This window comes from Streptomyces roseofulvus (genome assembly GCF_039534915.1).
GTDB lineage: Bacteria > Actinomycetota > Actinomycetes > Streptomycetales > Streptomycetaceae > Streptomyces > Streptomyces roseofulvus.
Map to the genome: position 1 here is coordinate 209,359 of NZ_BAAAWE010000001.1, position 12,968 is coordinate 222,326.

Sequence of the window (12,968 nt, forward strand, 5' to 3'; positions counted from 1 at the left end):
GGTGTCGGGAGGGGTCAGGGCTCGAAGCGGTAGCCCATGCCGGGCTCGGTGACGAGGTGACGGGGGTGCGCCGGGTCCGTTTCCAGCTTGCGCCGCAGCTGGGCCATGTACACCCGGAGGTAGTTGGTCTTGGTGCTGGAGCTGGGCCCCCAGACCTCGGTGAGGAGGCGCCTCTGGCTGATGAGAACGCCCGGGTTGCAGACGAGGATCTCCAGGAGGTGCCACTCGGTCGGCGTCAGCCGTACGTCACGGTCCTGCCGCCGGACCTTCTTGGCCACGAGGTCGACGGTGAACGACTCGGCCGTGACCGGACCCGTCGTGAGCGGGCGGGTCGGCGCCTCTTCGGTGCGCCGGGTCGCCGCCCGCACGCGGGCGAGCAGCTCGTCCATGCTGAACGGTTTCGTCATGTAGTCGTCGGCACCGGAGTCGAGCGCTCGGACCTTGTCCTCGGAACCGCTGCGCGCGGAGAGCACGAGCACCGGGGCCCTGCTCCATCCCCGGAGCGCCTTGATGACGTCGACACCGTCCAGGTCAGGCAGACCGAGGTCGAGCAGGATCATGTCCGGCCGCTCCGAGGCCACCAGTCGCAGCGCCGTGGCGCCGTCGGGTGCCGCGTCCACGGAGTACTTCCGCGCCTGCAGGTTGATCACCAGTGCGCGTGCGAGCTGCGCGTCGTCCTCGACGACCAGCACCCGGGTCATCGGTGCTGCCCCTCCTGTCGTGGTTCGGTGTACGGCGGAAGCCGGCGGGCCGTGGATCGTCCACGGCCGTACCGGCTCCGCTGTCGTTCGGTCAAGCCCATCAGCCCTTGGCCACCAGGTCCTTGAGCGCGATGTTGAGCTTCAGGACGTTGACGCGGGGTTCGCCGATGAAGCCGAGGATCCGGTCGTCGGTGTGCTCGGCGACGAGCCGGTCGACCTGGTCGACGGTGAGCTTGTTGCGTTCGGCGACGCGGTGGACCTGGAGCTCCGCGTACTCCGGGGAGATGTGCGGGTCGAGACCGGAGCCGGAGGAGGTGACGGCCTCGGCGGGCACGTCTGAGGGCCTCACCTTGTAGTCGGCGGTGGAATTGTCCCTGATCACTGCCGCCTTGGCGTCCTTGACCCACTGGATCAGGTCGGCGTTGTCGCCGGAGCGGTTGGTGGCGCCGGAGAGGATGATCGAGTACTGGGTGTTGACGCTGTTGGTGCCGAGGCCGTTGGACGGGCGGGGCTGGAACCAGCGCAGGTCGGGGGTGGGAGTCTCCTCGCCGTCCTTCAGGGGCAGGTCGTAGGTCTGGCCGATCAGTTCGGAGCCGACGACCTGCCCGCTCGCGTCCTTGATCTCCGAGCCGTTCGCCCTGCCGGGGAAGGCGAGTTGGGCGATCCCTGTGACGGCGAGGGGGTAGAGGACGCCGCAGACCAGGGTGAGGACCAGGAGGGCGCGCAGGCCCGCCCACAGGACACGGCCGGTGTTCGCTGCTGAGTTGTTCATCGTGGTCAGCCGATTCCGGGGATGAGGGAGATGAGGACGTCGATGAGCTTGATGCCGACGAACGGGGCGACCAGGCCGCCGAGTCCGTACAGACCGAGGTTGCGCCGCAGCATCGAGTCGGCGCTCGACGGGCGGTAGCGCACCCCCTTCAGGGCGAGCGGGACGAGGGCGACGATGATCAGCGCGTTGAAGATGACGGCCGACAGGATCGCGGATTCCGGGGAGGTCAGGCCCATGATGTTGAGCTTGTCGAGCGACGGGTAGGCCACGGCGAACATCGCGGGGATGATCGCGAAGTACTTCGCGACGTCGTTGGCGATCGAGAAGGTGGTCAGGGCGCCCCGGGTGATGAGGAGCTGCTTGCCGATCTCGACGATCTCGATGAGCTTGGTCGGGTTCGAGTCGAGGTCGACCATGTTGCCGGCCTCCTTCGCGGCCGACGTGCCGGTGTTCATCGCCACGCCGACGTCGGCCTGTGCGAGCGCCGGCGCGTCGTTCGTGCCGTCACCCGTCATGGCGACGAGTTTGCCGCCGGCCTGCTCGCGCTTGATGAGGGCCATCTTGTCCTCGGGGGTGGCCTCGGCGAGGAAGTCGTCGACGCCCGCCTCCTCGGCGATGGCCTTCGCGGTCAGCGGGTTGTCACCCGTGATCATGATGGTCTTGATGCCCATCCGGCGCAGTTCGTCGAACCGCTCCCGCATGCCCTGCTTGACGACGTCCTTGAGGTGGATGACGCCGAGAACCCGCGCGCCCTTGTCGTCGCGCACCGCCACGAGCAGCGGCGTGCCGCCGGCCTGGGAGATCCGGTCCGTGAGCGCCTGCGCCTCCTCGGCGACGCTGCCGCCCTGCTCCTTCACCCACGCGACGACCGAACCGGTCGCTCCCTTGCGCACCTTGCGGCCGTCCACGTCCACGCCCGACATGCGCGTCTGGGCGGTGAACTCGATCCACTCGGCACCGGACAGCTCGCCCTGGTGGCGCTCGCGCAGCCCGTACTGCTGCTTCGCGAGGACGACGATCGAGCGGCCCTCGGGCGTCTCGTCCGCGAGGGAGGAGAGCTGGGCGGCGTCGGCCACCTCGGCCTCGGTGGTTCCGCGTACGGGGACGAACTCCGACGCCTGGCGGTTGCCCAGGGTGATGGTGCCGGTCTTGTCGAGCAGCAGCGTCGACACGTCGCCGGCGGCTTCGACCGCGCGGCCCGACATGGCCAGGACGTTGCGCTGGACGAGCCGGTCCATGCCGGCGATGCCGATCGCGGAGAGCAGCGCACCGATGGTGGTCGGGATCAGGCAGACCAGGAGCGCGGTGAGGACGATCAGCGAGGTCTGGTCGTCGGCTCCGGCGTAGATCGCGAACGGCTTCAGGGTGACGACGGCGAGCAGGAAGACGATGGTGAGGGACGCCAGCAGGATGTTGAGGGCGATCTCGTTCGGGGTCTTCTGCCGGGCGGCGCCCTCGACGAGGTTGATCATCCGGTCGATGAAGGTCTCGCCGGGCTTCGTCGTGATCTTGATGACGATGCGGTCGGAGAGGACCTTGGTGCCGCCGGTGACCGCGCACCGGTCGCCGCCGGACTCGCGGATCACGGGCGCCGACTCGCCGGTGATGGCCGACTCGTCCACGCTCGCGACGCCCTCGACGACGTCACCGTCGCCGGGGATGACGTCGCCGGCCTCGCAGACCACCAGGTCACCGATCTTCAGCTCGGTGCCGCGGACGCGTTCCTCGTTCGTGCCGATGATGCGGCGGGCGACGGTGTCGGTCTTGGCCTTGCGCAGGGTGTCCGCCTGCGCCTTGCCGCGGCCCTCGGCCACCGCCTCCGCGAGGTTGGCGAAGACCGTGGTCAGCCACAGCCAGACGGTGATGGCCCAACCGAACCAGTCGCCCGGGTTCTTGATCGCCAGCGCGGTGGTGACCACCGAGCCGACCAGCACCACGAACATGACCGGCGACTTGATCATCACGCGCGGGTCAAGCTTCTTGATCGCGTCAGGGAAAGAGGCGATCAGCTGCTTCGGATCGAAGAGGCCGCCGCCGACCCTGCCGGCCGACGGGTGCCCGCCGGACAGGTCGCCGTGTGGTGCTTTCGTCGAGGGGACGGAGGTGGACATGTCGTCCTCGTGCTTCTTTACGTCGATGGTCATGCCGCGAGCCCTTCGGCGAGCGGTCCCAGCGCGAGGGCCGGGAAGTAGGTGAGACCGGTGATGATCATGATCGTGCCGACCAGCAGGCCGGTGAACAGCGGCTTCTCGGTCCGCAGGGTGCCCGCGGTCTCGGGGACGGGCGTCTGCTCGGCGAGCGAGCCGGCCAGTGCGAGGACGAACACCATCGGGAGGAACCGGCCGAGCAGCATCGCGATGCCGATGGTCGAGTTGAACCACTGGGTGTCGGCGTTGAGGCCGGCGAAGGCCGAGCCGTTGTTGTTGGCGCCGGAGGTGAAGGCGTACAGGATCTCGGAGAAGCCGTGCGCGCCACTGTTCGTCATCGAGTGAGCGGGGGTGTCCAGCACGAACGAGGCGGCGGTGAAGCCGAGGACGAGCGCCGGGGTGACGAGGATGTAGCAGGCCGCGAACTTGATCTCGCGGGTGCCGATCTTCTTGCCCAGGTACTCCGGGGTGCGGCCGACCATCAGGCCCGCGATGAACACCGCGATGATCGCCATGATCAGCATGCCGTAGAGGCCGGAGCCGACGCCGCCGGGCGCGATCTCGCCGAGCTGCATGCCCAGCAGGTTGATTCCACCCCCGAAACCGGTGTTCGACGAGTGGAAGGAGTTCACCGCGCCGGTCGAGGTCAGCGTGGTGGCGACCGAGAAGATCGCGGAGGCGCCGATGCCGAACCGGGTCTCCTTGCCCTCCATCGCCCCGCCGGCCAGCTCGAACGCCGGGCCCTTCCCGGCGAACTCGGTCCACATCATCAGCGCGGTGAAACCGATCCAGATGGTGACCATCGTGCCGAGGATCGCGTACCCCTGCTTCAGCGAGCCGACCATGCGGCCGAACGTCCGCGTCAGCGCGAAGGGGATGACGAGGATCAGATAGATCTCGAAGAGGTTCGACAGCCCGTTGGGGTTCTCGAAGGGGTGGGCGGAGTTGGCGTTGAAGTAACCGCCGCCGTTGGTGCCCAGTTCCTTGATGACCTCCTGGGAGGCCACCGCCCCGCCGTTCCACTGCTGCGTCCCGCCCGTGAACTGGCCGACCTCGTGGATGCCGGAGAAGTTCTGGATCGCTCCGCACGCGACGAGGACGAGGGCGCCGATCACGGCGATCGGGAGGAGGATGCGGACGACTCCGCGGACCAGGTCGGCCCAGAAGTTGCCCAGTTCGCCGGAGCGCGAGCGGGCGAAGCCGCGGACGAGGGCGACCGCGACGGCCATGCCGACCGCCGCCGACACGAAGTTCTGCACCGCGAGGCCGCCGGTCTGCACGACGTGGCCCATGGCCTGCTCGCCGTAGTAAGACTGCCAGTTGGTGTTGGCGACGAAGGAGGCGGCGGTGTTGAACGCCTGGTCGGGGTCGATCGACACGAAGCCGAGCGAGCCGGGCAGCGACCCCTGCACCCGCTGGAGCAGGTAGAGGAAGAGGACGCTCACCGCGGAGAAGGCGAGGACGCCGCGCAGGTACGCGGGCCAGCGCATCTCGACCGCCGGGTTGGCGCCGATCGCCTTGTAGATCCACTTCTCGGGCTTCAGGTGCTTCTCCGAGGAGTACACCTTCGCCATGTGGTCACCCAGCGGCCGGTACGAGAGACCGAGCGCGACGATCAGTGCCAGGAGCTGGAGGATTCCAGCCAGGACGGGACTCATATCCGTACTCAGAACCTCTCCGGCTTGACCAGCGCGAGGACGAGGTATCCCAGCAGGGCGGCGGCGACGAGCAGACCGATCACGTTCTCGGCACTCACAGCTTCGCCACCCCCTTGGCGATGAACGCCACCAGCGCGAAGACCGCGACCGTGGTGACGACGAAGGCCACGTCGGCCATCGTGAACTCCCGGAAGAAGGAAGAGCGGATTCTCTGACGAGATGAGGAAACAGCCTTTTCGGCCGCACTCCGTCGTCGTTGACGCCGCTCTAACGTCCTTGACGCCGCTCTTGACGCGTCCCCTACGCGACCGGCTCCCGTGCCTGACTGGGGGCATCGTTCGCACGTCCCAGGCCGCTGTCAGGGCTCCGTAGGGGCGGGGACACCCTGCGTCCGGGAGTACGCGCAGGGCAGCGTGACGACCATGGGCGGTCCTTCCCCGGGGGTGTCCGTCGGGGTGAACCAGCCGCCCTGAGCCTTCGGGTACGCCCGCCGCGCCCTCGACCGGGACCGGTACGGCTCCGGGCACCTGGCACGGCTCGGTGTGGAAGAAGTCGAACCCGGCCGCCGTCACCGCCGCAAGCGCGCCGGCCCACCGGTTCCCCACGCCGAGACGGCGACGGCCACGAGGACCAGCACCAGCGCGAGGTGGGCGGGAGTGACGGTCGCACGGACCGGCAGCAACGCGAGCGCCACGAGGAAGGGGCGAGGACCGCGGCCGCCACGGCGCCGACCTCCCGGAACGGCACACGCATCGTCGGCCTCCTCGATGGCCCCCGTACGCCGGGGACGCCTCAAGGCTGCGCCCGGTGTGAGGAACGTGACGCCCCACCGGCGGATCTTGACGCTTCCCTGACGCGCTCGACTGCTGAACCCTCTCAGCCGCTGCTTACGCTGGCTCGGCCGCGCGACCAGCGGCCCGAATCCCTTCGTCGAGCAGACCCCAGGAGCACCCCCATGGCCACCACGACCGATACGCGCGGCAGCAGGCTGCGCGCGTGGATGCTGGAGGGCCTGTCCGACATGGGCAAGGGCAAACCCTCCCGCCCGAAGGAGACGGCCCCGAACGCCGGGCACACCGGGCAGCCCTGGTACCGGGTCATGTGCCTGACCGGTGTCGACTACTTCTCGACCCTCGGCTACCAGCCCGGCATCGCCGCCCTCGCGGCCGGCCTGCTCTCCCCCATCGCCACGATCGTCCTCGTGGTCGTCACCCTCGCGGGCGCGCTGCCGGTCTACCGGCGGGTGGCCGAGGAGAGCCCGCACGGCGAGGGCTCGATCGCGATGCTTTCGCGACTGCTGTCCTTCTGGAAGGGCAAGCTCTTCGTCCTCACGCTGCTGGGCTTCGCGGCGACCGACTTCCTCATCACCATCACCCTGTCGGCCGCCGACGCCTCCACCCACCTCGTGGAGAACCCGCACCTGGAGTCGGCCCTGCACGACCAACAGGTCCTCATCACGATGGTGCTGATCGCGCTGCTCGGCGCGGTCTTCCTGAAGGGGTTCCTGGAGGCCATCGGCGTCGCCGTCGCGCTGGTGGGGATCTATCTCGCGCTGAACGCGGTCGTCGTGGTCAAGGGCCTGTGGCAGGTGCTGACCGAGGGGCACGTCGTCACCGACTGGACCGCCGCCCTGACGCAGGAGCACGGCAACGTCCTCGTCATGATCGGCGTCGCGCTGATCGTCTTCCCCAAGCTCGCCCTCGGCCTGTCCGGATTCGAGACCGGCGTCGCCGTCATGCCTCACGTCAAGGGCCACCAGGGCGACACCGAGGCGCAGCCCGCCGGCCGGATCCGTGACACCAAGAAGCTCCTGACGACCGCCGCGCTCATCATGAGCGTCTTCCTCATCTGCACGAGTTTCATCACCACGGTGCTGATCCCGCACGAGGAGTTCGAGTCCGGCGGCAAAGCCAATGGCCGCGCGCTCGCCTACCTGGCCCACGAGTACCTGGGCAACGCCTTCGGCACCGTCTACGACGTCTCCACGATCCTCATCCTCTGGTTCGCGGGCGCCTCCGCCATGGCCGGCCTGCTCAACCTGATGCCGCGCTACCTGCCGAAGTACGGCATGGCCCCGCACTGGGCGCGAGCCGTGCGCCCCATGGTCATCGTCTTCACCCTCGTCGCCTTCCTCGTGACCTGGATCTTCGACGCCGACGTCGACGCCCAGGGCGGCGCCTACGCCACCGGCGTCCTGGTGCTCATCTGCTCGGCCGCCATCGCGGTGACCATCGCGGCCCGCAAGGCAGGGCAGCGCGGCTGGACGATCGGGTTCGGGATCATCTCCGTCGTCTTCCTGTACACGACGGTCGTCAATGTCATCGAGCGCCCGGACGGCGTGAAGATCGGCGCCTGCTTCATCGCCGGCATCATCCTGATCTCGCTGCTCTCCCGGCTCGGCCGCGCCTTCGAGCTCCGGGTCACCCACGTCGAGCTCGACGACATGGCCGAGCGGTTCATCCGCGACATCGCCAGCCGGACCCCGCGGTTCATCGCCAACGAGCCGGACAACCGCGACGCGGAGGAGTACCGGGCGAAGAAGGACCAGATCCGCGCCGACAACGACCTGCCCGGCACGGAGGACTTCGTCTTCGTCGAGGTGACGGTCACCGACCCGTCGGAGTTCGAGGCCGGCCTCACCGTCCGCGGCGAGGTGCTGCACGACCGCTTCCGGGTGCTCACCGTCGAGTCCTCTTCCGTCCCCAATGCTCTGGCGGCTCTCCTGCTCCACGCCCGGGACATGACCGGCGTCCGCCCGCACGTCTACTTCGAGTGGACCGAGGGCAACCCCTTCGCCAACTTCCTCCGCTTCTTCCTCTTCGGTCAGGGCGAGATCGCCCCGGTCACCCGCGAGATCCTGCGCGAGGCGGAGTCCGACCGGGACCGCCGCCCCCGCGTCCACGTCGGCTGACCGGACGGCCGCCCCTCGCCCCTGGTGCACGGCCGTCGTGAGACCCATGGCCAGGGGTCCTGTCTCCGGCGGCGTGTCCGCGTCGGAGGCATGGCGGAGACCATCGGCCGGCTAGCGGTTCCCGAGCCGGAACCTGAGCCGGCAGATCACGGCGTCGGTGTCCCGGCGCAGGGCGTGGGCGACGACCGCGCCGCGCTGGTTCTGGAGCAGTCGCTGCCACAGCCGCTCGGGCTCGGCCTCGGGAATCAGGACCGTGACACGCGTTGCGGGGGCGGCGTCGCGCACTGCGCGGACGTAGGCGCTGAGGGGCCGGCCGAGCGAGCGGTGTTCGAAGGAGAGCCGGACGAGCTGGACGCCCGGGTTCCACAGGTCCCAGTCACGCTCCAGGGCCTCGGTAGCCGCGAGGTCCTCGGGGTCGGGATGGCAGACGGTCACGGCGCGGACCTCGTCGCCGAGGGAGACGGCGGTGGTGAGGGCCTCGCTGGTGAGCCGGGTGAGCGAGGAGACGGGGACCAGGACCAGGGAGCGCTCGCGGTGCGGCGGCTCCGGGATCCTGCCCACGCCGAGGCGCTCGCCGATCCGCCCGTACGCGCGATGGACGGTCTCGAAGGCGAGGACGAGCGCGGGCAGGGCGATCACGATCAGCCAGGCTCCGTCGTGGAACTTCGTGGCGGTGACGACGACGGCGGAGACGCCGGTCAGGACGGCGCCGAGACCGTTGAGCAAGGCCCTGCCCCACTGCCGGGTGGCCCTCCAGCGCAGGACCATGCCGGCCTGGGCGATCGTGAAGCCGACGAAGACACCGATCGCGAAGAGCGGCACCAGGGTGTTGGTGTCGCCTCCGGAGAAGACCAGCAGTGCCGCCGAGACGATCGCCAGCCACACCACGCCGTGCCGGTGCACCTGCCGGTCCGCCTTCAGGCCGAAGACGTGCGGCGCGTAGTTGTCCCGGGCCAGCAGTTTCAGCAGGACGGGTAACCCGCCGAAGGAGGTGTTGGCCGAGAGCGCCAGCAGCACCACGGTCGCGAACTGCACGACGTAGAAGGCTCCGTTGTGGCCGAGGGAGGCGTCGGTGAGCTGGGCAAGGACGGTGACGCCCTCCACCGGCTGGAGCCCGAAACGGGAGATCAGCACCGACAGCCCGATCAGCATCACGCCCAGCAGCCCGCCCAGTGCCACCTCCGCGCGCATCGCCCGGCGGGCGGCCGGCGGCCGGAAGGACGGCACCGCGTTGGCTATCGCCTCCACACCGGTCAGCGCGGAGCAGCCGGAGGCGAACGCTTTGAGAAGGAGCAGAGCGCCGACGGTGGTGGCGTTGTCAGCGAGGACGGAGCCGTGTCCGTCGGAGGCCGCGGTGGATGCCGGCGCGTCGCGGAACAGGCCGACGGCGATCACGACGAGGATCGCGCCGACGAAGACGGCGGTCGGGACGATGAAGGCGCGGGCCGAGTCGACGATCCCCCGCAGGTTCACGGCCGTGACGAGCACCAGGACACCGAGGCAGATCATCAGCCGGTCGCCGTACAGGCCGGGGAAGGCGGACGTCAGCGCGGCCACACCGGCGGTGACCGCGACGGCCACGTTCAACACGTAGTCGAGGACCAGCGAACCGGCCGCGACGAGGCTCGTACGACGTCCCAGGTGCGCCTTCGCCACGGCGTAGGAACCGCCGCCGTCCGGGAACGCGGCGATGACCTGACGGTACGAGGCGACCAGCACGGCGAGCAGCCCCGCGATGGCGAGCGTCACCGGCAGCGTGAACCCCAGCCCGTGCCCGCCGGCGGTGGCGAGGACCAGCACGACGGCCTCGGGCCCGTACGCCACCGACGCCATCGCGTCCAGGGACAGGGCCGCGAGCCCGGTGACGGCGGTCAGTTTGTGCCGCGCGCCGGTATCGGGCGGTTCCTCGGCACCGGGTACGGCGTCCTTCTCGGCGGTCACGGTGGTCATGCGGGCGGGACTCCTTCAGATCGGGTTCCGCTCAGCGTCCACCCCTCCCCCATGCTTGTCCGCCCGTCCTGGCGCGTTCTTGGCGCCGCTCTGCCCTCCCCTGACAGCTCCTTGACGCCCGGCCTCGACGGCGTGAAGACTCCCGGGCACCGGCCGACCTGCCCGCCCGCAGCCCTGCAGTGCGCCCCCCCGTTCAGCCTTCGCTCACCCGGATCCGCTGCCACTTCGCGAACGCACGCACGGCGTCGGACAGCTGGGGCGTGGTGTCGAGCGGGGTGAGCCTGCGCGTACGGATCCGGGTGGCACCGTTCCGGCCGCTGCGGACCCAGGTCGGGTGGTGGGCACCCGTGGGCAGTTGCCGCACCACGGCGAGGTGGACGGTCAGCTCCGTCCACCCGGAGTGCCGGGTCAGCTCCAGTGCCTCGATGTCGTGCCAGGGCATGACCACGAGGTTGTTCGGCGGGCCCAGTCCGATACCGCGGCTGCTGAGGGAGAGGCCGTCCTTGGCCGTACCGAGCAGGCCGAGGAGCCGGATGGCCAGGAAGAAGGCGGCCGACCCGCACGTCACCGGTACCGCGACGGGGACGGCGTCCGTGCCGCTCAGCACCGCTCCGGTGACGAGTCCGGCCACACCGAGCGCGTTGCGCAGGATCTGCACGAGCCAGACGGATCTGCGAACGCCGTACACGGCCAGGGGAGGGGACGGGTTCTCCGCCGTCACCGTCGGCGGCTGCCGTGGGGGCCGCGGCGGCGATGGAACGGTGCGAGGGGGTGGCGCGTCGTCGAGCACCGTGTCGTCGTGCGTCGGCGTGGCTCCGGCCTCCGCTGCGCACAGGTTGAGCAGTTCGTGCGGGTCCGGGCGGCGGGAAGGCTCCTTGTGGAGGCAGGCGAGGACCACGGGCCGCAGCGATGGCGGCACTGTGGAGACGTCCGGATTCTCGTGCACCACCCGGTACATCAGTCCGGCGGGCGAGCCGTGGCCGAACGCGCTGCCGCCGGACGCCGAGACGAGGACCGCGCCAAGAGCGAAGACGTCGCTCGCCCCCGTGACCGGACGTCCGAGGGCCTGCTCCGGGGAGTGGTATCCCGCGGTGCCGACCACCACGCCGTCGGTCGTCAGCCGGGACTCCTCGACGGCCCGGGCGATCCCGAAGTCCAGGACGCGGGGGCCGTCGGAGGCCAGAACGATGTTGGCGGGCTTCAGGTCGCGGTGCACGAGACCGTGGCTGTGGATCGCCTTGAGTGCCTCGGCCAGCGCCGCGGCGAGCCGCCACAACTCCGCTGCGGAAAGTGCTCCGCGCTCGGCGATCTCCGCCTGCAGGGTCGGTCCCTCGACGTATGCGCTGGCCATCCACGGCTGTGGGGCGTCCGCATCCGCGTCGACCACGGCCGCCGTATGGAAGCCCCCGACCTTGCGGGCAGCCTCGATCTCCTGGCGGAAGCGTTCCCTGAACCGGGGGTCGGCTGCGAACTCCGGCCGGATGACCTTGATGGCCACGAGCCTTCCCGACCGCGAGCGTGCCAGAAAGACGGAGCCCATTCCTCCACTGCCCAGCAGGCGGACGACCGTGTAGTCGCCGATCCGCTCCACGGCCCCCCAGCCCCCATTTCACCCCGCGCCGGACGACCTCCGGCGCGACCACAACGAGAACGCGCACACCTCAGGGTCCCCCGTAGCGTCTCGACGTCTTGCGCCATGCTCGGGAGCCTCGCACCACCTGTCGAGCCCCGATCCGGCCAAAGTGGCCTGGTGATGTGCGCCGGACCTGTTCCTCCTGTCTCATGCTGGAACCGTTCAAGGCATGCCTACCTCTTCCACGGGACCGTCGCCGAGGCCGCGAACCGCCTGTCGCTTCGCCCGAGTGGAGCACCTCGTTCAGAGGTCCGTGGCCCCCGGGTCGTGGTGGCGAAGTGCGCTGAGTACGCGCTCGTCGACGGCCCTGACGTCCCACAAGGAGCTGTCGCATTCGGTCGGGGTCACGTGGTGCATCCCGTGGCCCTGCTCGTTCCACCGCTTTCGGGTCCATCCGGGCCTTCCTGCCAGGGGTGGGTGTCCGTCTCCGCACCCCCTGGGGATCAGACGTCGCAGAACTTCAGGTCCTTCAGGACCTGGTTGATGGCGGCGCCGATGGCTTCGTCAGTGGTGACGTCCTTGTACGTGAACCGCTGGGACGCGAGCCATGCTGCCCGATCGGACGTGAGTCCGCTGCACTGGTTGCGGGAGGCGTCGATGGCCTTCTCCTCGAAGCGGACCACGTCGGGCGCAACGACCGCGAGGGCTTCGAGGAGTTCGGTGCGCTTCTTCCCCGTGGGCTTCGGGGGGAGGCCGGACTTCGGGGCGTCGTCGGCGGCCGGCGGGGCGGCGGCGGTGGATGCCTGGGCTCCGTCCTTGCTGGTCGACGTGGCGGGCGGATTGTCGGCGGCGCTACACGCCGTGAGAGCGAGAGCGAGGGCGGTGGTGGCTATGAGGCTGATGGTCTTGATGCGCATCGGGACAGCTTGCCGAAGTTGTGCCAGCCCGTACAGCGTGTTTCCGGGTCCTGACATGCTGGGGCCCGCACGCCGGCGCGCCGCTCTTGTCCGGGCGGACGCGGCGCGATCTGCTCCCTGCTTGCGCCCGCGCTTGACCGCGATCCGGCGAGCACCCCGCGCGCCCTTTCACCGCACGGCAGGAGTTCTGCCGGTCGTACCCGTACGAGGCCGCAGGGGCCGGCGCAGCGCCCGCGGCCACCAGCCGGATGCGGAGCCCTCCCCAGCCCCGGCACCGCGCCGCCGGCCGCAAGGAGGACGGCGGAGGTGTGGTGCGGCAGTTCATGAGCGTATCGGTCC

At 69.8% G+C, this 12,968-nt stretch carries 9 protein-coding genes; 1 reads left to right on the plus strand and 8 read right to left on the minus strand.

All coding sequences use genetic code 11. The features are described from left to right. Positions 1–14: 14 nt before the first annotated feature. The 5 genes from ABFY03_RS01070 to kdpF all read right to left on the minus strand — a co-directional run bounded on the left by ABFY03_RS01070 (position 15) and on the right by kdpF (position 5,376). Positions 15–701, minus strand: coding sequence for a response regulator (locus tag ABFY03_RS01070; RefSeq protein ID WP_346168838.1), 687 nt, complete (start codon positions 699–701; stop codon positions 15–17). Positions 702–801: 100 nt separating this feature from the next. Next, the gene (locus ABFY03_RS01075; protein ID WP_346168839.1) at positions 802–1,473 is read right to left on the minus strand and encodes a potassium-transporting ATPase subunit C; all 672 of its coding nucleotides are present in this window, start codon (positions 1,471–1,473) and stop codon (positions 802–804) included. A 5-nt stretch (positions 1,474–1,478) separates the two neighbouring features. Further along, complete coding sequence (gene kdpB / locus ABFY03_RS01080; protein WP_386723734.1) at positions 1,479–3,617, minus strand: potassium-transporting ATPase subunit KdpB; 2,139 nt, start codon at positions 3,615–3,617, stop codon at positions 1,479–1,481. After that, entirely contained in the window at positions 3,614–5,278 is a 1,665-nt protein-coding gene (kdpA, locus tag ABFY03_RS01085; RefSeq protein WP_319007554.1) for a potassium-transporting ATPase subunit KdpA, read from the minus strand. Before kdpA ends, kdpB begins: the two co-directional genes overlap by 4 nt. 8 nt (positions 5,279–5,286) lie before the next feature. After that, on the minus strand, positions 5,287–5,376 hold the full coding sequence (gene kdpF, locus ABFY03_RS01090) for a K(+)-transporting ATPase subunit F (RefSeq protein ID WP_200427395.1): 90 nt from the start codon (positions 5,374–5,376) through the stop codon (positions 5,287–5,289). An 857-nt stretch (positions 5,377–6,233) separates the two neighbouring features. Here kdpF and ABFY03_RS01095 point away from each other — a divergent pair. Further along, positions 6,234–8,189 (plus strand): APC family permease, encoded by a 1,956-nt coding sequence (locus ABFY03_RS01095; protein ID WP_346168840.1) that lies wholly within the window; start codon positions 6,234–6,236, stop codon positions 8,187–8,189. A gap of 111 nt (positions 8,190–8,300) precedes the next feature. Here the strand turns inward: ABFY03_RS01095 and ABFY03_RS01100 are convergent, their stop codons facing one another. The 3 genes from ABFY03_RS01100 to ABFY03_RS01110 all read right to left on the minus strand — a co-directional run bounded on the left by ABFY03_RS01100 (position 8,301) and on the right by ABFY03_RS01110 (position 12,629). After that, positions 8,301–10,139, minus strand: coding sequence for an APC family permease (locus ABFY03_RS01100; protein WP_346168841.1), 1,839 nt, complete (start codon positions 10,137–10,139; stop codon positions 8,301–8,303). 193 nt (positions 10,140–10,332) lie between these two features. Beyond that, positions 10,333–11,730: a serine/threonine-protein kinase gene (locus ABFY03_RS01105; RefSeq protein WP_386723735.1), complete on the minus strand. Its 1,398-nt coding sequence runs from the start codon at positions 11,728–11,730 to the stop codon at positions 10,333–10,335. Positions 11,731–12,215: 485 nt separating this feature from the next. Then, a complete protein-coding gene (locus ABFY03_RS01110) occupies positions 12,216–12,629 on the minus strand; it encodes a hypothetical protein (protein ID WP_319007557.1) in 414 nt (137 codons plus the stop codon). Positions 12,630–12,968 lie beyond the last annotated feature (339 nt).